Genomic DNA, 22,540 nt, shown 5'->3' with positions numbered 1-22,540 from the left:
CAAGCCTAACGGTCTGATCGCATTCGATCAGGCCGTTTTTGGGCGTGGCCAAAAAAGTTTGGGGGCGCCTCTAAGGAAGGAACCGATACGGCCGAGCGGCGCCCGTTGCATTCTTGCGCCAGATATGGATAATCATAGGTGTCAAGACACCTCTGATTAAGGAGAGCGAGAATGAAAAAACGAATTGGTGAATGGTTGACCTTGGGCGTGGCCCTGGTGGGCGTGCTGGCGGCGTGTGGGCAGCAGAAGCAGGCGGCGCATCAGCCGGTGGAGATCACCTACTGGCACCGGATGACCGGGGACTGGAACAAGGCGCAGCAGAAGATGATCGATGACTTCAACAAGAGTCAGCGCGACTACAAGGTCGTTGCGGTGTCGCAGGGCAGCTACGACGCCTTACAGCAGAAGATCATGGCGGCGGCCAAGTCCAAGACGCTGCCGACGATGGCGCAAGCGCCGTACACGAACATCGGGGACTATGTCGCCCATGACTTTTTGACCCCGTGGGACCCTGAGATGACCGCGGGGGCCAACAAGCTCAGCGCGGCGCAGCGCGCGGACCTCTATCCGAGCTTCCTGGCGGCGGGGCAGTACCGCGGCAAGACGTACGGCCTACCGTATTCGGTGTCCACCAGCGTCTTGTTCTACAACCAGGACCTGATGACCCGCTACGGGCTGAAGTTGCCGCGTACCTGGGCCGACATCGAGGCGATGGGCGCCAAGCTGCATGCGGCCGGGATCGCGGCTGTGGCGCTGGATCAGTCCTACGACGTCGTGCTGGAGGGGATGGCGCAACAGAGCGGTCGCCAACTGATCACCGCAGACGGGCAGGCCAACCTGGCAGCGCCGACGACACTTCAGGCGGTCGACACGCTGCTGCGGCTGCGCAAGGCGGGCACCCTGCGCACCGCGGGGGCAGATGGCTACTTCACGAACGCCTTCATCAACGGGCAGGCCGTCTTCGCGATCGGCAGCTCGGCGTCGATCCCAGTCCTGCAGGGGCAGGCGCCGAAGTCGTTGCATTGGGGCACGGCGCAGATCCCAGGGGTCGACGGGCACAACGGGACCCCGCTGAACGGGAACGATAACGTCTTGTTCAAAGGGGCCTCGGCGGCTCAGCGGCGCGGCGCATGGGCGTTCCAGAAGTTCCTGCTGAAGGCGAAGAACGCGGGCTACTGGGCGGCGAAGTCCGGCTACGTGCCAGTGACCAAGTCCGGCGTGGCAAGTGCGACCTACCAGCGCTACCTCAAGCAGAACCCGGCGTTCAAGGCCGCCACGGCCGCCTCGGCCCAGGCGTTTGCGTCCACCGTGTTCGCGGGTTACACGGACTACCGCAACGCCTTGCTGACGACGGTCGACAGCACGCTGACCAAGCAGACGCCGGGCAAGACCGCATTCACGGCGCTGCAGCAACAGACCGAGAGGATCTTGGCTGAGGCCAAGTAACCTCGGGCAGCGACCCAGTCACACAGAAGCGGGACCAGATGCGCCTTTGGCCCCGTCACGCTGCTGGAATCGTCTTGCATCAATATGGGGCCGTGATCAAAGTCACGGCCCCTTTGTGTTGCCCCTTGCATTCGCGTCTGTGATTGGTACACTGGTTCTAATCACTTTCTCACCAAAAAAGGAGGCAGCCTGATGACGCAAGATTTGGATTTTCGGACCGGCTTGAAGGACGTGCTACCGACCGTGTTCGGCTACATCGGCGTCGGCCTGGCGTTCGGCATCGTCGCGCACACCAGTGGCATCAGCGTGTGGCTGGTGCTGGCGATGTCGCTGATCGTCTACGGCGGGTCGGTGCAGTTCGTGCTCGCCAGCATGCTGGCGGCGTCGAGCCCAGTCGGCGCGATGGTCGCCTCGGCGATCTTGATCCATGCGCGCATGAGTCTGATGAGTATGACCGTGGCGCCGTACCTGAAGCGGGAATCGACGTTGCAGAACATTCTAATCGGGACGCTGTTGACCGATGAGACCTTCGCGCTGTCGATGAACAAGCTGAACGTGACCGGGCATAAGCTGCGCCCAGCGTGGTTCCACGCGGCCAATCTGACCGCTTACCTCGTGTGGGCCGCGGCGACCGTGCTCGGCGCCTTGATCGGCACAATGATCCCGGACGCCAAGGCGCTGGGGCTGGATTTTGCCGCCGTGGCGATGTTCATCGGGCTCTTGTACATGCAGATGATCACCGACCGCAGCAAGCCCTTCCTGCGCCACCTCGGCGTGGTCGGCTTCGTGGCGGTCGCTTTGTTTGGGTTGATGCGCGTCGTGCCCGGCACGACGGCGATCTTGATCGCCACGGTCCTCGGTTGCCTGTTCGGGATGGGGGTGGAAAAACGTGTCCAATAACTATGTGCTGACCACGATCCTCGCCTGTGGCCTGGCGATGTGGCTGCTGAAGGTCGTCCCGTTCCTGTTGGTCAAAGCGGTCCGACTCCCGAGTTGGCTGCTGCAATTCCTGAGCTTCGTGCCGGTCGCGATCCTGACCGCGATCTTCGTCGAGAGCCTGCTGATCGCACGCCCCGGCGCCTGGCCGGCGATCAACTGGCCGAATGTCGGCGCGTCGCTGCCGGCGATCCTGACCGCGATCCTCACCAAGAGCCTGCTGGCGGTCGTCGTCGTCGGGGTGCTCGCCATGGCGGTGATCCGGTTCATGGGCTGGGCGTAGTGCGGGCACCCGGCGCGTTCAGTCAGCGGCTTGGGCCGGGGTGTGCGGCCAAGAAGGGGGCCGAAAGTCAACTTTTGCGATTTTAAGGCGGCACCGTTGACGCCAGATGGAAGAGGTCGTATCCTGCGCATAAGCCATTCGTTATATTTAACTGATGGTGTGACCTAATTCATTCTTATTGGAGGCGCTCAATATGTCAAACTTTGAATCCACCCGGCGCACGTTTCGCTGGCCCAGCTTTATCCTCGGGTTGTTGATGCTCGTGCTCGGGATCGATGCCCTGATGCACCCAGGTGGTGCCCTCTTGCAGATCGTCTGGTTCATCGCGTTAGCCATGATGATCAGTGGCATCATGAACGTGGCGCTGTTCTTCTCGGCTCGCCATGAAAGCCACACAACGCAGTGGCTCCCGCTCCTGAACGGGCTCCTCGACATCGTGCTGGCGATCTACCTCTGGGCGAACGCCGGGGCCGGGATCGTCATTCTCGGCTATGTCGTGGCGTTCTGGCTGATCATGGAAGCCATCTCGGCCCTTCAGGTCAGCTGGCTCTCGCTGCACCCCGGGTTTCACACCTTCTTTGCGGTCCTGGGCCTACTCGCGGGGATCGCGCTCCTGTTCACCCCGCTGATCGGGGCGATCTGGCTCGCCTATATCGTCGGCGTGTCGGTGCTGGTGCTGGGCGTATTGCTCATCTCCCGCGCGTTCTAAGCGCAAGCAGAGGAGGTCTTGACTATGATCCGCTCTTATCAGCGCTTCTGGCGCAACATGTTCATCCTTGACGGCACAGCCTCTCGGTCCGACTACTGGTGGCCGATCCTCATCAATCACGTGCTCGGATTCGTCATCGTCGTGCTCATTCAAGCGATCACCGGCCACCCGATCGAGGACATCTACACCTTCGGGGACCTGACCATCGTCTCGGTACGCAACGTTGTGGTGCTTCTGGTCGCGCTGGCGGGCCTGACCGTCAGCATTCGGCGGCTCCACGACACCGACCACAGCGGCTGGTGGTACCTCGTGCAGTTGATCCCGCTTATCGGGACGCTTTGGTACTTTGTCTTGACGCTGCTGCCAGGCAAGGCGAACTCGCGCTGGCGGGCCACCGAAGGCGCATGACCACCGGGCCCGTTCGGCATCGCTGCCCGCCACTCACGGTGGTTGAACCGGCAAAGCAAGCCATATAAGCGTGGCCCTCAGCAAAGCCCAAGCAAGTTTGGGTTTTACGGAGGGCCACGCTTATACTTTGGCCTAAAACTGGTTGATGCCTCAGCCGCTAGACGCTGGGCTCAAGCCGCGGTTGGCGCCCGCTGCGTCAGTGGCTGTCGACGGTCAGGAGCACGTCGCCGGGCGCCAGGATCGTGTCGATATTGACGGGGATCTGGGTGTGGCCGTTGCGGATCAGGGCCAGGACCTCGACTTGGGCGGTGCGGCGGATGTCGGCTTCGGCCAGGGTCTTGCCGAGCCAGCTAGGGTCGGGGCGCCGCTCAGTGATGTCGATGCCATCGATCTGGTCGAACACGTCGAGGATGTTGGCATTGACGAGGCTCTTGGCGATCTTGGCGCCCATCTCGACTTCCGGTAAGACGACCTGATCGGCGCCGATGCGGGTCAGGATGCGGGCCTGGCGCGGGTCGAGCGCCTTGACGACGACGCGGGGGCAGCCGAGTTCTTTGGCCAACATGGTGCCCATGACGCTGGACTCGAAGTCCTCACCCATGGCGAAGACCACGACGTCGAAGTGTTCGAGCGCGACGCGGCGCAGGAACTCCTCGTCGCTTGCGTCCCCCGCAACGGCCTGGTCGACCCGGTCGGCGACAGCCTCGACGCGCGCCAAGTTGCGATCGACGGCGAGGATCTCTGCGTCGCTTTGCGCGAGATGTTCAACGATACTGGTGCCGAAGCGGCCGAGGCCGAAGACGGCGAATGAGTGTGCTTGCGCTTGTTTCACGTGGAACCTCCTCTGGGATCACCCGACAATGACATTCTCGGTCGGGTAGGTGATGGTGTGCGGGTGCGCGTCCAGCCGGGTGTTCAGCGCCACGGCGATGGTCAGCGGTGACAGGCGCCCAATGAACATGCACGCGGCGATGACGAGCTTACCCAGCGGGGACAGCGTTGGGGTCATCCCAGTGGTCAGCCCGACGGTACCCGCGGCGCTCGTGACTTCGAAGAGCAAGTCGAGCAGTTTGGGGTGAAAGGCGTTGTGCACCTCGGAAAAATTCAGGATCAAGACGGCGACGGCGACGACCACCAGCAGGGTGCCGACGATCGCCAGCGCCTTTTGCAAGACCGCCAGCGGCAGTTGCCGGTCGAACACGACCAGGGTGGCGTGGCCGCGCAGCGCGGACAGGACCGCCGCGCCGAGCACCGCAAGGGTGATCGTTTTGATCCCCCCGGCGGTCCCGGCAGGCGAGCCGCCGACGAACATCAGGCCCGAGGCGAGCAGCTTGCTGAAGTCGGTCAGCTGGCCCTGGTCGACGGTCAGGAAGCCGGCGGTGCGCAGCGTGACGGATTCGAACGCGGCCGCGAGCCATTTTTGCGGCGTCGAGAAGGCCCCGAGCGTCTTCGCGTTGTGCCACTCCAGCAGGGCGAACAGCAGGGTCCCGCCGACGAACAGGCCGAGGCTGACCCAGCAGACCAGCTTAGTGTGCACGCTGAGGTGGTGCAAGCGTACGCGTAGCGGCCGGCGGCGGTGGGTGAGCAGGTGGCGCAGCTCGTGGAGCACGGTGAAGCCGAGGCCGCCCAGCGTGATCAGCGCCATCACGGTCAGATTGATCAGCCAGTTACCTGAGAATTCGACCAGCGAGTTGACCCCGACGATGTCGAACCCGGCGTTGCAAAACGCGGAGATCGCGTGAAACACGCCGTACCACAGCGCCTCACCGAACGTGTAGCCGCGGTCGGCGGACAGGAACCCCGCCGTCAGCAGTACGGCGCCCAGGCCCTCGATCGCTGCGGTGTAGCGCAGCACACGCAGGACCAAGCGGGTCATCCCGCCCAGGGTGTTCTGGTTGAACATTGTCTGGATCGTCAGCCGCTGACGCAGGCCGATGCGGCGGCGAAACACGATCAGCGCGCCGGTGACCACGGTGATGAAGCCGATCCCGCCGAGCTGGATCAAGGCGAGGATCACGAGTTGGCCGAACAGCGTCCAGTGCTGCATCGTGTTCACGACGACCAGCCCCGTCACGCAGTTGGCACTCGTCGCGGTGAACAGCGCGTTGAGCCAGCCGATCGACTGCCCGTCCTGGCTGGCCCACGGCAGGGTCAACAGGCCCGTCCCGACGGCGATCATCGCCGCAAAACTGATCAAGATCGCCTGTGGGGCAGACAGGCGCCAGTGTTTATCTTCCATAATGGATCCTTTCGTGAGCCGGCGCGGGGAGACCCGCGAGCTCAGCCTATCCTGGGATCGGCTTGCCCAACGGTCCGTCTGGCGTTCGGGGCATGCCGTACACTTCCACTCTAGCAAACCGCCCGCCGGAATCAAAGGGGCAGGGACGGATCCGGTGAGAATTTGCACCCCCATGCCGGTGTGCGCGACACGTTTTTCCCCCCTCAGCCCTATTGCTTCTAAATTAGCCGTACCGTAAAATGAGAGCATGAGGATTTTCCTAGCGCACGGCGCTAAATAAATGATAAAAGGATGATGGTATATGGACGATCCCGCTGAACAGAGGCCGATGACCCATGAGGAGGTCGCCGACTTGCAGGCAGAATTGAAGGTCGCGGACTTGGAGGCTGGCTTAAGCAGCCAGGAGGCCGCGCAACGGCTGGCCACCAACGGGCCGAACGCCTTGCAGTCGCACACGACACCCAAGTGGGTCATCTTTATCCGCCAGTTCAATAATCTGATCATCTATATTTTGATCGCGGCGGCTGTTATGACGACGTTAATGGGTCACATGACGGATACCGTGATCATCGCACTGGTGATCGTGATCAACGCGGTGATTGGCTACTATCAGGAATCTAATGCGTCCAACGCATTGGAGAAGATCAAACAGATGCTAGCCCAGACCGCAACGGTGTACCGCGACGGGCAGCGGATCGACGTGGACACGGCCGACCTGGTCGTGGGCGACGTCGTGTTCTTGGAGGCGGGGGACAATGTCCCGGCCGACCTCCGGCTGTTTGATGTCGATAATCTATCGATGCAAGAAGCGTCCCTGACCGGGGAGAGCAACTCGGTCGATAAGGACGTGGCCGCGCTGCCGGCGGACACCCCGCTGGCGGAACAGCGCAACATGGCCTTCGCCTCCACCGCGGTGGCGTCCGGTTCCGGGATGGGGCTGGTCGTCGCCACGGGGACGCACACGGAGATCGGGAAGATCTCCCAGGCCGTCGCCGATGTGCGTACCGGCAAGACGCCGCTGATGCGCGAGCTCGACGGGCTCGGGGCCGGGTTGTCCTACGGGATCCTGGCGGCGGCGGTCGTGCTGTTCGGGTTGGGCTGGTGGTCCGGCCACTACACGCTGGGCACGCTGGCACTGGCGATCGTCACGATGATCGTCGGCTCGATGCCCGAAGGCCTGCCGGCCACCACCGCGGTGGTGCTGGCGCGCGGGATGAAGGAGCTGATGCGCCACGACCACGCGATCGTCAAGACGATGCCGGGGGTCGAGACGCTGGGCTCCGTCGATATCATCGCCACGGATAAGACCGGGACGCTGACGAAAAACGAGATGACGATCACCGCGATCGTCACCCCGGCGCATACGTACGCGGTCAGCGGGACCGGCTACGCGCCGACCGGGCAATTCACCCTCGACGGGGCGACGCTTGACGTCGCCAGCCACCCCGACTTGACCATGCTGCTGGTCGCGGGCTATGAGGCCAACGACACGACGCTGGCCGAGATCGACGGCGAGTACCAGATCAACGGGGAGCCGACGGATGGGGCCTTTTTGACCGCCTACCACAAGGCCTTCACGGACGCCCCGACGAACGAAGAGCTGGACATGCTGCCGTTCGACTCGGATTACCGCTTCATGGCGAAGCTGGTCGTCTGCCCGGATGGCACGCGGCGCGTCTTCTTGAAGGGCTCGCCGGATAAGGTGCTGCCGATGGCGAAGACTGCTGATCCGGCGTTCGACGAGCAGCGCTACCTCGACTTGACCAAGCAGTATAGCCAAAACGGGCAGCGCGTGATCGCCGTCGCCACGAAGGTGGTGCCGGCGACGGTCTCGACGATCGATATCGATTTTTGCCAGGCGGGGATGGACTTCCTCGGCTTGGCGGCGATCATCGACCCGCCGCGTGAGGAAGTGATCCAGTCGATCCGCACCATGCGCCGCGCCGGCGTCAAGGTGCGCATGATCACCGGGGATAACCCGGATACCGCCATGGCGATCGCCAAGACGCTGGGCCTCGCAGAGCAGCCGCAAGTCGTCGCCGGCACCCAGCTGGCGGCGATGACGCCGGAGGACCGTACGCGCGAAATGGTGTCGGCGGACGTGTTCGCCCGCACCACGCCGGCGGATAAGCTTGCGATCATCACCGCGCTGCAAGACGCCGGTAACGTCACCGCGATGGTCGGCGACGGGGTCAACGACGCCCCGGCCTTGAAGAAGGCCGACATCGGCGTCGCGATGGGGAAGTCCGGGACAGACGTCGCCAAGGACGCCGCTGACATGATCCTGACCGACGATAAGTTCACGACCATGGAACGTGCGATCGCGCAAGGTCGCCGGATCTACGACAATATCAAGAAGAGTATCCTGTTCCTGCTCCCGACCAGTTTTGCCGAGGGACTGGTGATCGCCTTCACCATCCTGACTCAAGACGACATGCCGCTGAACGCGAGCCAGATGCTGTGGATCAACATGGTCTCGGCCATCACGATCCAGCTGGCCTTCATCTTCGAGCCGGCCGAAGACGGGTTGATGACCCGCCCGCCGCGCCCGAACGGGGCCAGCATGATGAACAAGCACGACGTCTTCCAGCTGATCTACGTCTCGATCATGATCTCGGGGCTGGGCCTTTGGGCGCACGACTTCCTGTTGGATAACGGATACGTCGATGCGGTCACCGCCAGCACCATGATGGTCAACATCATCATCCTGGGTAAGATCTTCTACCTGTTCAACATCCGCACCCACGCCTTGGCCTTCTCGAAGCAGTTCTTCAGCAACCCCGCCGCCTTTGCGATCATCGGGGCGATGATGGTCCTGCAGCTGGCCTTGACTTATGTCCCGTTCATGCAAGGCGTCTTCGTCACCGCCGGCATGTCCCTGCGCGAGTGGGGCATCGCTGTGGCGGTCGGCTTCATCACCCTGCTGGTGACCGAGGCCGACAAGCTGATCCGCATGGGGCTGCGCAAATTTGCGGCGCACCGCAGCGCCGCGGCCTTGTGAGCCAAGTCACGACTTGATCTGCGCCCCCTGCGTTGGCCGCCGCGATAAGAGTATTCGCTTGTAAGAATATCTTTGCTAATCGCGGCGGTTAGCGTATTATCAGACGTGAGGAGAGTGACACAGCTATGTTAACCAGTGCACAACGCCAGTCCCAGATGAAAGCAACGCTCAGCGACAACGACACCCCAGTGACCGCGAGCCACTTCGCTCACCACTTCGGGGTCAGCCGGCAGACCATCGTCGGTGACATCGCGCTGATGCGGGCCCAGGGCGAGGCGATCATCGCGACCCCGCAAGGCTATCAGTACGAGCAGCCGGCTACGGATTCCGCGGTGATCGTCTGCCGCCACACGCCGGCGCAAGCGGCCGACGAGATGACGACGATCGTCGATCACGGTGGCACCCTGGTGGATGTCATCGTTGACCATCCGCTGTACGGGCAGCTGCGCGGGCAGCTTCAGATCAAGACCCGCACCGACGTGAACCTGTTCGTCGGGCACATGAAGCAGCACGACGGCCGCCTGCTGTCGGAGCTGACCGGTGGCGTCCACCTGCACACCATCGCGTTTGAGACGCCGGCACAGCTCAAGGCGATCAAGGATGCGCTGCGGGCGAAGGGCTACTTGTTCGAATAACACGCATGACGAAGGTCGGGGGCAACCCCGGCCTTTTTGTGTGGCCCGGGGCCGAATTCGTGATAAAAATCACGGATTTACGTCAAACCGGTTGACAAGACACCCTAAAACTGGAAAAATGGGGTCTCATAAGGTGTCAAGACATTATTCGATCAGGGGCGTGGGCGCCCTTAGCACACAGGAGGAAAAACATTATGTCACCAGCAAAAACCGCTAGCAGTCCGGTGCGTCTGATCACCGGCGTTGGCGTCGCGTGGCTCTTCGACGCGATGGATGTGGGGATGCTGTCGTTCATCATCGCGGCAGTCAAAACAGAGTGGGGACTCACCGCTGTTCAAATGGGCTGGATCGGGAGCATCAGCTCGATCGGTATGGCGATCGGCGCCGTGCTTTTCGGGATGCTGGCCGACCGGATCGGCCGCAAGATGGTCCTGATCATCACGTTGCTCGTCTTCTCGCTCGGCTCGGCACTGTCAGCCTTGGCGCAAGGGTACGCGCTGTTCATGGCGCTGCGCCTGCTGATCGGCGCCGGGCTGGGCGGCGAGCTGCCAGTCGCCTCGACGCTGGTCTCCGAAAGCGTCGCGACCGAGCACCGCGGCCGCAGCGTCGTGCTGCTGGAGAGCTTCTGGGCGGCCGGCTGGCTGCTCGCGGCGGTGATCTCGTACTTCGTGATCCCGCAGTGGGGCTGGCGCACCGCGATGGTCCTGACTGGGCTGACCGCGCTGTACGCCTTGTACTTCCGCGAAGGCATCGCTGAATCACCGGCCTACGAAGCCAACGCACACCGCAAGCCGAGCTTCTGGCAGGGCCTGCGCAACATCTGGCAGAAGAAGTACCGCCGCGCGACAGCGATGCTGTGGATCGTCTGGTTCATGGTCGTCTTCTCCTATTACGGCATGTTCCTGTGGCTCCCGAGCGTGATGGTGCTCAAGGGCTACTCGATGATCAACAGCTTCGGTTACGTGCTGGTGATGACTCTGGCGCAACTGCCGGGCTACTTCGTCGCCGCGTGGCTGATCGAGAAGTGGGGCCGCAAGAAGGTACTCGCGACCTTCCTGACTGGGACCGCCCTGGCCGCCCTGGGGTTCGGCTTGGCCGGGACGTTGCCACTACTGATGGTCTCCGGGATGCTGCTGTCCTTCTTCAACCTCGGGGCGTGGGGCGCGCTGTACGCGTACTCGCCTGAGCAGTACCCGAGCGTGATTCGCAGCAGTGGCTCCGGTCTCTCTGCTGGGGTCGGCCGCATCGGTGGGATCGTCGGCCCGCTGCTGGTCGGCAGCCTTGTCGCCAAGCAAGTCAGCTTCGGGCTGATCTTCGGCATTTTCACCGCTGCAATCCTGATCGCCGTGGTCGCCGTGCTGGCCCTGGGCCGCGAGACGATGGGCGAGACGCTGGAGTAGTGACCGCGGGTCCGACTATGCTATGGTTGAGTTAGACACCGAGACTCAATCATAATAGGAGGACCTTATGGCCAAAATCATGGTGATCGCGACCGACTGGGTGGAAGATCTCGAGTTGATCTCGCCGACTGGGGCGCTGACCCAAGCGGGACATTCGACGACCCTCGTGAGCTTCGAGGCGGGGCAGTCGCTTGCAGGCAAGGCGGGCAGCCGCTTCACGGCGGATGCCGGCATCGATGACGTCAGCATCGACGAGTTCGATCGGTTCGATGCGTTGCTGATCCCGGGCGGCTTCTCGCCGGATCAGCTCCGGGTCGACGCGCGCTTCGTCGCGCTGGTCAAGGCGTTCTTGGTCAGTGACAAGCCGGTGTTCGCGATCTGTCACGGCCCGCAGCTCTTCATCCAGACCGGGTTAACCGACCAGCTGCGGCTGACCGGCTACACCTCGATCCAGCCAGACCTGCGCTACGCCGGGGCGACCGTCGTGGATGCGCCGGTGGTGTACGATGAGGCGTACCGCCTGGTCACCAGCCGCACACCCGCCGACCTCGAGGCGTTCAACGAGGCGATCGTGGCCGAACTGGCCAAGGAGACGGCGGCCCAGAATTAGACGCAAAAAAGCATCGAAGTGGTGATCAGTCGCCAACTTCGATGCTTTTTTGGGCGCACAGGTGGGGATGTCAGGCTAGTCGATGATCAGCAGGCAGCGTCAGGCGATCTGCTTCGGTGACCGGCCGGACCACGCGGCAGGGGCTGCCGACGGCGACCACCCCGGCGGGAATGTCCTGGGTCACGACGCTGCCGGCCCCGATGATGCTGCCGGCGCCGATGGTCACACCGCCGAGTACCACCACGTTGGCGCCCAGCCACACGCTGTCTTCCAGCACGATCGGCGCCGAGTAGCCAATCCCAGCCGCGCGCTGGTCGGCGAGCAGGGCGTGGCCCGGACAGGCCAGGCACACCCCTGGGGCGATGAACGTCCCGGCACCGAGGTGCACCGGACTGGTGTCGAGGATGCTGCAGTTGTAGTTCATCACGAGGAGCCCGTGACTGTGGATATTGAAGCCGTAGTCGCAGTGGAAGGTCGGTTCGATGAAGGTCTGCTCAGTGCTGGTGCCGAGCAGCTGAGCCAGCAGCGCCCGGCGCTTGGCCGCCTCATCCGGGCGGGTCTGATTGTAGTCCCAACACAGTGTTTTGGCCGTCAGCTGCAGCGCCGGCGGGATGTCGAACTGGTTAGACCAGTACGCGGTGTCGCGGGTCATGAATTCGGGGATCGTGGTCATGGGTTCACCTCCGGGGTCTTTCAGGTCATTGTAGCACGCGCCCGGCGGCCAGCGGGCGGGTGTGGTAGAATGGGTTAAGAATTGCTTAACCATCAAGCCTCGACCACGAGGCGAAAGAGAGCGAATATGACGTGAAAAAACTACTGGCACGGATCAAATTGCCGGCCTTCCTCGAAGACGTGCGCCTGCGGTGGATCGTGGCGGCGATGGCCGGGTTGGCGCTGATCGATGTGATCGTGGCGAGTTTCATCCGGCCGTGGCTGGCACTGGTGATGGCGGTTTTTCTGCTGGGCCTGCTCGTCGCGACCTTCTATGCGCTCGAGCGGATCACGGCGAACACGAACAAGTATATCTCGAATCTGGCCTACCGCATCAAGCGTGGGGAGCAAGAGGCGCTGGTCAAGATGCCGGTCGGGATCTTGCTGTACAACGAGCACCTGGAGATCGAATGGGCCAATCCCTACCTGCAACAGTACTTCGGGGACACTGAACTGCTCGGCCAGTCGCTGGCCTCGATCGACCCGGACCTGGCCAAGCTGGTGACCGATCACCTCGATGCCAGCGGCCTGCAGACGGTGCGCTGGGGCGAGCATGAATTCGAGATGATCGTCCAGCGCAGCATCGGGGTCGTCTACCTGATGGACATCACGCGCTACGCGAAGATCGAGGCCGAAGCCAAGGGGCGGCGGCTGGCGATCGGCCAAGTGTTCCTCGATAACTACGACGAGATCACCCAGACGATGGACGACCAGGCGACGACGAACTTGAACAGCTATGTGACCAACCAGATGAGCGACTGGGCCGCCGAGTTCGGCATGTTCGTCAAGCGCGTCGCGGCCGATCGCTTCGTCCTGATCGCCTATGTCGAGTCGCTGGAACGGGTGGAAAAAGACAAGTTCAAGATCCTTGACGTTATCCGGGAAGAGACCTCTAAGCAGAACTACCCGCTGACCCTGTCGATCGGGATCGCGTACGGCGAAGACGACTTGTCGCACCTCGCGGTCACCAGCCAGTCTAACCTGGATCTGGCGCTAGGCCGCGGCGGTGACCAAGTCGTCGTGCGGGAAAAAGGGGAGCAGGCGCATTTTTACGGTGGCAAGACCAACCCGATGGAGAAGCGGACCCGCGTGCGGGCGCGCATGATCGCACAGGCGTTGCAGGAGCTGTTCAAGCAGACGGACAAGGTCTTCGTCGTCGGGCATAAGCGGCCCGACATGGATGCGATCGGCGCAGGCCTCGGCATTCGCCGCATCGCGCAGATGAACGGCAAGGATTGCTACGTCGTCGTCGATCCGAGCCACCTGCACTCCGACGTCGAACGGCTGATGACCGCTGTCGGCCAGGACCCGGAGATCGCCAACGCCATCGTCACGCCCGAAGCGGCCCTGGCACAGGCGACCGATAAGAGCTTGCTGGTGCTGGTCGACCACAGCAAGGCCTCGATCACTGCGGCGCCGGAGCTGTACGACAAGCTCTCCGCCCGCACCGTGATCATCGATCACCACCGCCGGGGCGAGGAGTTCCCCGAGAACCCGATGCTCGTCTACATCGAGCCGTATGCGAGCTCGACGTGTGAGCTGATCACCGAGATGTTCGAGTATCAGCCGACTGGTGCGCCGGCGCTCAACAAGCTGGAGGCCACTGCGATGCTCGCCGGCATCACCGTTGACACCAAGAACTTCTCGCTACGCACTGGCACGCGGACCTTCGACGCCGCCAGCTACCTGCGCAGCAACGGGGCGGATGGCCTGATGACCCAGAACCTGTTGAAGGAGAACATCGACAGCTACATCCAAAAGAACCACCTCATTGACACGATTGAAATGATCGCGCCAAGTATGGCATTATGTACTGGTGAAGAGACGAAGGCCTACGACCCCGTCATCGCGGCGCAGGCGGCCGACACGCTCCTGCAGCTCAACGGCATCGACGCGAGCTTCGTCATCACCAAGCGCGCCGACAATAAGGTTGGCATCTCCGCGCGCAGCCTCGGTGACGTCAACGTTCAGCGTCTGATGGAACAACTGGGCGGTGGCGGCCACCTGAGCAACGCGGCGACCCAGATCGCCGACAAGTCCATCGCCCAGGTCCGTGCTATGCTGGCCCAGACGATCGAAGAGGAGCAGGCGAACAACTAGCGCCGGGCCCCAATGCAGAAAGAAGGAATCGAACATGAAAGTGATTTTTACCCAAGATGTCCGCGGCAAAGGTAAGCGCGGCGAAGTCAAGGAAGTGCCGGATGGCTACGGTCAGAACTTCTTGATCAAGACCGGGAAGGCCAAGCTGGCGACGCCGCAGGCCATGAGCGCCCTGCGCGGCCAGCAGAAGCTGGAAGAGAAGAAGGAGGCCGAAGCCAAGGCGGCGGCCGAAGCGATCAAGGCGCAGCTTGAAGACGACAAGACCGTCGTGCAGATCCAGAGCAAGGCCGGCGAGGACGCCCGCCTGTTCGGGTCGATCCCGAGCAAGCAGATCGCCCAGGCGCTCGAGAAGCAGTACCAGATCAAGGTCGACAAGCGCAAGATGGACCTGCCGGAGCCGATCAAGGCGCTGGGGTACCGCAACGTCAGCGTGACGCTGTACCCGGGCGTCGAGGCGAACATCCGGGTGCACATTACGGAACAGAAGTAAGCCGGCTTGAAGAAGACTAGGGCTGTGCCAGAACACGGGTTTAGCCCAGCGTAGACGAGCGGTCCACTATAAACCCTGCACTTAGGGTTTATAGTGGGCCGCTCTTGTACAGCAAGGGCGTGGCGTTAGGGCCCGTGATGTACTGGACGAGTCGCGCCCCGGGCCCGCGTCTTCTTCGCGGTTGTCAGGCGTGCCGTTTTAATCTACACTATATAGGATACAAAACCCGGCCTAAGGTACAGGAGGACAAGCATGGATAATCAGATCAGGCGCACACCGCCAGTCAATCTTGAAGCGGAACAAGCAGTCCTCGGGGGCATTTTTCTCACGCCGAACTCGCTGATCGACGCCGCGGAATATCTGGTCGAAGGCGACTTCTATAAGCGCGCCCACCAGCTGATCTTCCACGCGATGAACGAGCTGTCCGACCGGGGCGACGCGATCGACCCGTTGACGGTCCAGGAGTTCCTCGACGGCCACAACCAGCTCGACGATATCGGCGGCATGGCTTACCTGGTCGAGCTGGCCGACGCGGTGCCGACGGCGGCCAACGTGGTCTACTACGCGAAGATCGTAGCGGACAAGGCGCAGCTGCGCCGGCTGATCGAGACGTCGGAGAAGATCATCCAGCAGGCCTACGACGATCAGGCCGACGTCACCGGGTTGGTGGAGAACGCTGAGAGTCAGATCATGGCGGTCAGCGACGGCAACAACCGGTCGGGGTTTCGGCCGATCAAAGAAGTCCTCAACGCGACCATGGAGGAGATCGACAAGCTCTACCAGAACGACACGGAGATCACCGGCCTGCCGACTGGCTTCAAAGACCTTGACCACATGACCACCGGCCTGCACGACGATGAGTTGATCATCCTCGCCGCGCGGCCGGCGGTGGGTAAAACGGCGTTCGTGCTCAACATTGCGCAGAACGTGGGCACCAAGACGGGCAAGACCGTCGCGATGTTCTCGCTCGAAATGGGCGCCGAGTCGCTGGTCAACCGGATGCTGTGCGCCGAGGGTAGCATCGACGCGCAGCACCTGCGCACCGGTCAGCTGAACGAAGAAGAGTGGCAGCACTTGATCATCGCGATGGGGAGCCTGAGCCAAGCCAGCATCTACATCGACGACACCCCGGGGGTGCGCATGGCGCAGATCCGCTCGCAGTGCCTGAAGCTTCAAAAAGAGCACGAGCACGGCAGCAGTCCGCTTGGGCTGATCGTGATCGATTACCTGCAGCTGATCGAAGGTTCCGGCCAAGAAAGCCGCCAGCAGGAAGTCAGCGCGATCTCCCGGCAGCTCAAGAAGCTCGCCAAGGAACTGCACTGTCCGGTCATCGCCCTGTCCCAGCTCTCGCGTGGCGTTGAGCAGCGCCAGGATAAGCGGCCGGTGCTGTCCGACATCCGTGAGTCCGGCTCCATCGAGCAGGACGCCGACATCGTCGCCTTCCTGTACCGCGATGACTACTACCGCGACCCGGACGGCGACGGCGAAGAAGAGAACGATCACAACGAAGACGACCAGAACGTCGGTGAAGTCGAAGTGATCATCGAGAAGAACCGCTCCGGTGCGCGCGGCACGGTGAAGCTGCTGTTCGTGAAGTCTTACAACAAATTCAGCTCCATCGCCTACGTGCCGGGCCAGTAGACCAGCACGCAGCGCGGCGGAACGCTTAGCCACCGCCGTGGCCTGACGGCGTTCGACGCCCCCACAGCGGCGCGTGGCCCTGCCCCGATTATTGCCCGGGTGATATGGGCATCAAAACCACAAGAAGGAGGATGTGCCTTGGACGCCATCCTGATGAGTCTGATGGCTGCTTTGAACGAGCAGCTTTTGATCAATGTGTACCAACGTGACACCGAGGATTTTTATACCGGTTACGTGCAGGTGCTGGGCAAGACCGGCGTGCTGCTTGCAACGTATAACGACGCGGGCCTGGCGGACGGCTCGGTGCTGATCAGCTTCACGGCGATCGATCAAGTCGAGTTCGCCGGCGATGACCTAGACGACATGACCTTCCGCATGCAGGTCGCAGCGGATAACCAGTTCTTGACCCTGCCGGCGAGCAGCCCGGCCTTCCACTTCGACGCGACGCAGGAGCTGATCGGCCAGCTGGCGACGCAGGCCAAGCAGAGCCAGGAGCTGATCTTGGTGATGCTGGCCGATGACGACGCCTACCTGGAAGGACAAGTGACCGCCGTGGCGGCGGACCGGTTCACACTGGCGGTGTTCAACAAGTTCAACTACACCGATGTGCGCTATCTGCAAGTCGACTTCACTGATGTGCTTGTGATCGAGTTCCAGGGCCTTGAGTTGCGGCTCGAAACAGCTCTGGTGCAGGGGCGCGACAAGCTCCAGCACGTGCGCACCGACATTCACCAGAACGATGGGCAGTTGCAGCCGGTGCTGGCGGCGGCCGCGGCCAGCGGCCAGCTGATCGTCGCGATGCCGAAGGGCCAAGGTGAGCAATTCTACGTCGGCCTCGTCCTAGCGGTCAACGCGACGGTGGTCGTGCTCAGTCTCCGCGACATGGCCGGCCAGTTCGGCGGCTACGTGGTGTTACGGTTGACGGGGCTACAAAGCGTGACGCTGGCCAGCGATTACCTCCAGACGATCGCGACGTACAGCGGCTGGATGATGGCGCACCACCTGGACAAGCAGCCGGTGCTCAACGCTGATCGTGAGTTCGACGCCAGTGCGGACTTGATCGCGGATCTGATCCGCGAATCCGCGGCCTTCGAGCGCGTCGTGCGGGTGCGGACCAAAGCGCCGCTGTCGCTGATGGGCGTGCCGTTCGACGTGACGGCCACGGACTTCGTGATGCACGCCGACGACACCGATGAGGACGAGGTGATCGCCTTGGCCGACGTGCAGGAGCTGGCGTTTGGCCACATCTACGCTTACCTGCAAGAGGCACGGCTGCATAGCGGCCGCTAAGATTCGGTTATTTTTAGTCAAAACCTGACCCGGACGATTATCGTTCGGGTTTTTATTATTCATCGCTTGCTTGGGAAACCATTATTCGGTTTTTGCTTGTCACAGCGGGAGCTTGTTGTTAGAATAGCTAGTGGCAGTTCACGAATCGACAAAAGGAGACGGAACAACATGGGAACAGTAGTTATCGTAGGCACGCAGTGGGGCGACGAAGGAAAGGGCAAGATCACCGATTTTCTGAGCCAGGGCGCGAACATCATTAGCCGTTACCAGGGGGGCGACAACGCCGGCCACACCATTCACAGTGATGGGGTCGTGTACAAGCTGCGCCTGATCCCGTCCGGTATCCTGCACGCACACCAGCTCTCCGTGATCGGCAACGGCGTCGTGGTCAACCCGAAGAGCCTCGTTACCGAGCTGGCGACCTTGAAGGCGCAAGGGGTGGACGGCGCGAATCTGCGCATCTCCGACCGCGCGCATGTCATCTTGCCGTACCACATCGCGCTGGACAAGGCCCAAGAGGCCAGCAAGGGCGACGGGAAGATCGGTACGACCAACCGTGGCATCGGCCCGGCCTACATGGACAAGGCTGCACGCGTTGGGATCCGCATCGCCGACCTGCTGGAGCGCGACACCTTCGAGGCGAAGCTGCGCGCGAACCTGGACGAGAAAAACAAGCTGTTCACGAAGATCTACGGGGTGGATCCGATCGCCTTTGAGGACGTGTTCGAGGAATACTACGGCTACGGCCAGCAGTTGGCCCAGTACGTCTGCGACACCACGGTGCTGCTGAATGAGGCGCTGGAGCAGGGTGAGAACATCCTGTTCGAAGGGGCGCAGGGCACGATGCTCGACATCGACCAGGGGACCTACCCATTCGTCACCAGCTCCAACCCGGCCGGTGGCGTCGCCAACGGTACCGGCGTCGGCGCCAGCAAGATCGACCGCGTGGCCGGGGTGGCCAAGGCTTACACCTCCCGCGTCGGCGACGGGCCGTTCCCGACCGAGCTGTTCGATGAGGCCGGCGATTTCATCCGTGAAGCCGGCCACGAGTACGGCACGGTCACCGGGCGTCCGCGCCGAGTCGGCTGGTTCGACGCCGTCGTTGTGCGGCACGCGTGCCGCGTGGCAGGCGTCACCGACCTCTGCCTGAACTCCGTGGACGTCCTGACCGGCCTCGAGACCATCAAGATCTGCACGGGCTACGAACTCAACGGTGAGACCATCGGCCGCTACCCGGCATCGCTCAAGGAACTGGCGCAGTGCAAGCCGGTCTACGAGGAGCTGCCTGGCTGGACTGACGACATCACCGGGGCCAAGACGCTGGCCGACCTACCTGCGGCCGCGCGCAACTATGTCACCCGCATCGCCGAGCTGATCGGCGTGGACCTGCTGACCTTCTCCGTCGGCCCGGACCGCGAGCAGACCAACATCCTGGCGAACATCTGGGAGAAGTTCTAGGCTCGCGACGGTCGCCCGTTCGAACAGCACGCGCTCCCCATTGGGGGGCGCGTGCTGATTTGTATCGGTGGGTGGCCAGCGTGTGCTCATGGCCAGGGCGAACGGAAGCAAGTCAGCGCGCTTGGTGAGTCACAGGCTTGGCGCAGACGCGTGGCCACCTGGATGGGTTCAGCACCACCACAGGCCGAGGAGGATCAGTGACCACACGCTACGCACCAGCAGATGGGTCCAGTGGATGTGGCCGTAACGCGCGATCCCGTTGCAGATGGCGGCCAAAAGTAATGCGACCACGCCGACTGGGACGAGCACTGCCCACCGCAGGCCGAGCCCCAAGCAGAGCGCAGCGGTCAGCGAGAGCGTGCTCGGGCCCGGATATGTGCGCCAGTCAGCGATCGCAGCCCAGGCCGTTGTCCCGGCGTAGGCAGTGATCAGGCACGTTAGAATAATCGTCATTGTCAACACCTCCTGACATGATTGAACCGCGTGGGGTGCACCCCATAGCAAGCACTTTCTGCGTCGCCTGTACTTTGGGCGGAAGCAAGCACTTTCTGCGTCGCCCGTACTTTGGGCGGAAGCAAGCACTTTCTGCGTCGCCCGTACTTTGGGCGGAAGCAAGCACTTTCTGCGTCGCCTGTACTTTGGGCGGAAGTGTTTGTCTGCGGTCGCCAGCCGCGTATCGACAAGACGGCACACGGGAACGGAGGCTAATATGCTGATCGGTGAATTTATTACAGCCCACCAGACGACTAAAGAGACGGTTCGCTTCTATGTCCAGCGTGGACTGATGCACCCGGCGCGACGGGGCCGCAACTACTGGTATACAGCGGCTGATGCGGCAGACTTTGAGGCGATTCGGGCGTTGCAGGCGATGGGTTTCTCGATCGCCGCGATCCTGGAGATCCGTGCGCGCCACGACAGCAACTGTGGGACGCTGGCCCAGTGGCAGGCGAACGTCCAGCTCGTCGATCGAGAGCTGAAGTCGATCGACGAGCAGTTGGCGACGTTGGCCGTGCGCCAGGGCCAGCTGCGTGACGTTCGCGCGGAGTTGGCGACGCGGATCGCGCGGGCTGCGCAGGAATTTCCCGGGAACAATGGCACATCTCGCGCCCGTCCCGTGGTATCAAGGTTTCTAGCACCACCGATTTTATGGTGGCACAATTTTGACCCTTTCCAAATTATTTTGGCTCATCGGGCACCTCTTTGGAGAATATCCCGTTGAGCTTTTTTGCGACTTCAAAGTTACTGTTTGGGTAGAGATGACCGTAAGTGCCGAGTGTCGTTTCGATATCCTCATGCCCCAGACGTTCTTTAATCGGGAGTGGATTTTCACCAAGGCTGATCAACAGCGACACATGCGAGTGGCGGAGGCCGTGCACGGTAATTCGCTGAACTTTGGCGAGTGTACTGTACGCGTCCACAATGTCCAAAAATTGTCCGTCAGAGCACGGAATCCCATCGCGTGAGAATACCCACTCGGAATTCACCATCGCCGCTTGTGCGACCTGCCACGCGCCTAAACACGCTACGGTATCATCATCAAGCGCCACGGTACGACGGCTAGCGGCAGTCTTCGGCGCAGGCGTTTCAAACCAGTTGCGGTTGTGATAGTCCATCGTCTTATTGACGCTCACGGTCTTAGCTTCGAGATCAACGTCTGTCCACTTTAACGCCCGTGCTTCACCGCTACGCAAGCCTGACATGAACATGAACCACAACATCGTGTAATCAAATCGGCCCGTGTACGTGTCGGTATTTGTCTTAGTAAGCACCTTTTGGAAGTCGGCTTGCGTCCAGAACTGGATTTTTGCTTTCTTCTTCTTGATGAGGCCAACGATCCGCACAGGATTTTCAGTGATGATACCCAGTGCCTTAGCACGTTCAAGCACTTGGCCTAACATAATGTTGATGGTACGCGCATAGGATTGCTTACAGTCCTTGAGCAGGCTGACTTGCCAATGTTGCACATCAATCGGCCGAATTTGGTCAATGATGATGTCGTTGAACCTAGTCAGATAATCGGTGTTCATCAAAACCAGTCGTTGGCGGTAGGTGCGTGGCTTCACTTGGGTTTTGTACCAAGGCTTGAACACGTCCTCCATAAACTCGCCAAACTTCGTCTTCTTGATGTCCTCATCATCGGCGACCCCAGCTGCCAACATTGCAACTCTTGCTTTTTTCGCCTCCGTTTTCGTTTTGAAGCCGCTGGCGCGTTTTTGAATTCGCTTGCCAGTCCGTTTGTCAGTTCCTAAGCTCACGCGGAAGCTAAAAGTGCCGTCCGCTTGTTTTGTAATATGGTCTTTCGTAGTCAAGATAGTTCCTCCTTAACTGCGGAAAGGCCACTTGGTGCACCCTCAAGTTGGCTTAGTTTCAAGCCTAATACTGCGTCTACTGCTTCCACTGGAACACGGTCTACGCCTTTCTTACCGTACCATCCAAGGCCACGTTTGAGCAACAACTCTTTTGCCATTTTGATGATGCGGCTTGCTTGCGATTGACTGTATCCTAGGTTAATAAGATCAGCTCTAGTCATCGTCAGGAAGACTGGCTGTGCTGGTACGTTAATATTCAATCAAATCACTTCCTAAAGTTTGGCGGGAGTGAGATAATCAAACCAGATAGAACCCATATTTTATCTGTGAAGGGTGACTACTTGCTTAGGTCGGCGTAGTCGCTCTTTTTTGATTCCTCACTTGGGATAATCATTTCTTCGGTTGATGCGAGCATTGCTTGTAGAACACTCATCTCCTTTTGCGTGATAGTAGCGTTGGCAATCATCGTCATCAAAATGTCTTGGGCGGTAGCTGAATCGTAGGCGAGTAACATCTTCAAGGTCGGCGCAACTTGCTTCTCAATCCACTTGTACGTGCGTTTGATAGAGAATGGCTCTGGTTGGGTTGTTAGCCGAAGCTTCTCAACGTATTTGCCGATAAAATTCGCCCAGAGGTCGTCCAGCGGCCAACTTGCTCTAGCCTTGCCGTTGGGCTTTAAAAAACGTATATAGCGATTGATGATACCAAATATCACCTTGGCAGGGTCACGCTCGTTTAACAACGCCTCAATCGCTTTTGTTGCCCGTTCATCAGCTAAGCGTGGATTTAAGTCAAGTTTCGAGACAGTGAATCTATTTGATTTGTGTGTTCCGAGTTTATAGTCAGGCGTTACAATTCAGCGCATGACCATGCC

General features: G+C 61.1%; 22 protein-coding genes. 15 read left to right on the top strand and 7 right to left on the bottom strand.

The annotated features are described in order from the left end of the window. Positions 1-171 precede the first annotated feature (171 nt). The 5 genes from HII33_RS00110 (at position 172) to HII33_RS00090 (ending at position 3,782) form a co-directional block, all read left to right on the top strand. Positions 172-1,446, top strand: a complete 1,275-nt coding sequence (locus HII33_RS00110) for an ABC transporter substrate-binding protein (RefSeq protein WP_179393772.1) — start codon at positions 172-174, stop codon at positions 1,444-1,446. A 192-nt stretch (positions 1,447-1,638) separates the two neighbouring features. Beyond that, positions 1,639-2,346 carry an AzlC family ABC transporter permease gene (locus HII33_RS00105; RefSeq protein ID WP_179393771.1) on the top strand — a complete coding sequence of 236 codons (708 nt, stop codon included), beginning with the start codon at positions 1,639-1,641 and terminating at the stop codon, positions 2,344-2,346. Next, positions 2,336-2,665, top strand: a complete 330-nt coding sequence (locus tag HII33_RS00100) for an AzlD domain-containing protein (protein WP_343036813.1) — start codon at positions 2,336-2,338, stop codon at positions 2,663-2,665. The genes HII33_RS00105 and HII33_RS00100 overlap by 11 nt, the downstream gene beginning before the upstream one ends. Before the next feature lie 193 nt (positions 2,666-2,858). Beyond that, the gene (locus HII33_RS00095) at positions 2,859-3,374 is read left to right on the top strand and encodes an HdeD family acid-resistance protein (RefSeq protein ID WP_179393770.1); all 516 of its coding nucleotides are present in this window, start codon (positions 2,859-2,861) and stop codon (positions 3,372-3,374) included. 24 nt (positions 3,375-3,398) lie between these two features. After that, a complete protein-coding gene (locus HII33_RS00090) occupies positions 3,399-3,782 on the top strand; it encodes a DUF805 domain-containing protein (RefSeq protein WP_179393769.1) in 384 nt (127 codons plus the stop codon). Positions 3,783-3,978: 196 nt separating this feature from the next. Here the strand turns inward: HII33_RS00090 and HII33_RS13925 are convergent, their stop codons facing one another. Both HII33_RS13925 and HII33_RS00080 read right to left on the bottom strand, forming a co-directional pair. Next, the gene (locus HII33_RS13925) at positions 3,979-4,614 is read right to left on the bottom strand and encodes an NAD-binding protein (protein WP_179393768.1); all 636 of its coding nucleotides are present in this window, start codon (positions 4,612-4,614) and stop codon (positions 3,979-3,981) included. Between the two features lie 18 nt (positions 4,615-4,632). Further along, entirely contained in the window at positions 4,633-6,021 is a 1,389-nt protein-coding gene (locus HII33_RS00080) for a TrkH family potassium uptake protein (protein ID WP_179393767.1), read from the bottom strand. Positions 6,022-6,322: 301 nt separating this feature from the next. Between HII33_RS00080 and HII33_RS00075 the strand changes: the two genes are divergently transcribed. The 4 genes from HII33_RS00075 to HII33_RS00060 all read left to right on the top strand — a co-directional run bounded on the left by HII33_RS00075 (position 6,323) and on the right by HII33_RS00060 (position 11,667). Beyond that, a complete protein-coding gene (locus HII33_RS00075) occupies positions 6,323-9,022 on the top strand; it encodes an HAD-IC family P-type ATPase (RefSeq protein ID WP_179393766.1) in 2,700 nt (899 codons plus the stop codon). Between the two features lie 125 nt (positions 9,023-9,147). Then, positions 9,148-9,657 (top strand): transcription repressor NadR, encoded by a 510-nt coding sequence (locus tag HII33_RS00070; protein WP_179393765.1) that lies wholly within the window; start codon positions 9,148-9,150, stop codon positions 9,655-9,657. 194 nt (positions 9,658-9,851) lie between these two features. Then, complete coding sequence (locus tag HII33_RS00065) at positions 9,852-11,057, top strand: MFS transporter (protein WP_179393764.1); 1,206 nt, start codon at positions 9,852-9,854, stop codon at positions 11,055-11,057. Positions 11,058-11,124: 67 nt separating this feature from the next. Beyond that, complete coding sequence (locus HII33_RS00060; protein ID WP_179393763.1) at positions 11,125-11,667, top strand: type 1 glutamine amidotransferase domain-containing protein; 543 nt, start codon at positions 11,125-11,127, stop codon at positions 11,665-11,667. A gap of 70 nt (positions 11,668-11,737) precedes the next feature. Here the strand turns inward: HII33_RS00060 and HII33_RS00055 are convergent, their stop codons facing one another. Next, complete coding sequence (locus tag HII33_RS00055) at positions 11,738-12,340, bottom strand: sugar O-acetyltransferase (protein ID WP_218841883.1); 603 nt, start codon at positions 12,338-12,340, stop codon at positions 11,738-11,740. Positions 12,341-12,471: 131 nt separating this feature from the next. Here HII33_RS00055 and HII33_RS00050 point away from each other — a divergent pair, with 131 nt between their 5' ends. The 5 genes from HII33_RS00050 (at position 12,472) to HII33_RS00030 (ending at position 19,357) form a co-directional block, all read left to right on the top strand. Further along, complete coding sequence (locus tag HII33_RS00050) at positions 12,472-14,478, top strand: GGDEF domain-containing protein (protein WP_179393762.1); 2,007 nt, start codon at positions 12,472-12,474, stop codon at positions 14,476-14,478. A 34-nt stretch (positions 14,479-14,512) separates the two neighbouring features. Next, on the top strand, positions 14,513-14,968 hold the full coding sequence (gene rplI, locus HII33_RS00045) for a 50S ribosomal protein L9 (protein WP_179393761.1): 456 nt from the start codon (positions 14,513-14,515) through the stop codon (positions 14,966-14,968). Between the two features lie 252 nt (positions 14,969-15,220). Further along, entirely contained in the window at positions 15,221-16,609 is a 1,389-nt protein-coding gene (gene dnaB / locus HII33_RS00040) for a replicative DNA helicase (protein ID WP_179393760.1), read from the top strand. Positions 16,610-16,747: 138 nt separating this feature from the next. Then, positions 16,748-17,899, top strand: coding sequence for a hypothetical protein (locus HII33_RS00035; protein ID WP_179393759.1), 1,152 nt, complete (start codon positions 16,748-16,750; stop codon positions 17,897-17,899). Between the two features lie 168 nt (positions 17,900-18,067). After that, complete coding sequence (locus HII33_RS00030; RefSeq protein ID WP_179393758.1) at positions 18,068-19,357, top strand: adenylosuccinate synthase; 1,290 nt, start codon at positions 18,068-18,070, stop codon at positions 19,355-19,357. A gap of 168 nt (positions 19,358-19,525) precedes the next feature. Here HII33_RS00030 and HII33_RS00025 read toward each other — a convergent pair whose 3' ends face one another. Next, positions 19,526-19,810, bottom strand: a complete 285-nt coding sequence (locus HII33_RS00025; protein WP_179393757.1) for a hypothetical protein — start codon at positions 19,808-19,810, stop codon at positions 19,526-19,528. A 256-nt stretch (positions 19,811-20,066) separates the two neighbouring features. Between HII33_RS00025 and HII33_RS00020 the strand changes: the two genes are divergently transcribed. Continuing rightward, entirely contained in the window at positions 20,067-20,576 is a 510-nt protein-coding gene (locus HII33_RS00020) for a MerR family transcriptional regulator (protein WP_179393756.1), read from the top strand. Here HII33_RS00020 and HII33_RS00015 read toward each other — a convergent pair. The 3 genes from HII33_RS00015 to HII33_RS00005 all read right to left on the bottom strand — a co-directional run bounded on the left by HII33_RS00015 (position 20,533) and on the right by HII33_RS00005 (position 22,522). Further along, positions 20,533-21,666 carry a site-specific integrase gene (locus HII33_RS00015; RefSeq protein ID WP_179393755.1) on the bottom strand — a complete coding sequence of 378 codons (1,134 nt, stop codon included), beginning with the start codon at positions 21,664-21,666 and terminating at the stop codon, positions 20,533-20,535. The genes HII33_RS00020 and HII33_RS00015 overlap by 44 nt on opposite strands. Then, positions 21,663-21,926, bottom strand: coding sequence for a DUF3173 family protein (locus tag HII33_RS00010; RefSeq protein WP_225048761.1), 264 nt, complete (start codon positions 21,924-21,926; stop codon positions 21,663-21,665). Before HII33_RS00010 ends, HII33_RS00015 begins: the two co-directional genes overlap by 4 nt. Positions 21,927-22,003: 77 nt before the next feature. Next, on the bottom strand, positions 22,004-22,522 hold the full coding sequence (locus HII33_RS00005) for a replication initiation factor domain-containing protein (protein WP_343036829.1): 519 nt from the start codon (positions 22,520-22,522) through the stop codon (positions 22,004-22,006). Positions 22,523-22,540 lie beyond the last annotated feature (18 nt).

Origin of the sequence: Lacticaseibacillus absianus (assembly GCF_013407595.1) — a bacterium.
GTDB classification, from domain to species: domain Bacteria; phylum Bacillota; class Bacilli; order Lactobacillales; family Lactobacillaceae; genus Lacticaseibacillus; species Lacticaseibacillus absianus.
Note: the sequence above shows the minus strand (reverse complement) of the source record. Positions and strands in the feature narration are given on the sequence as shown.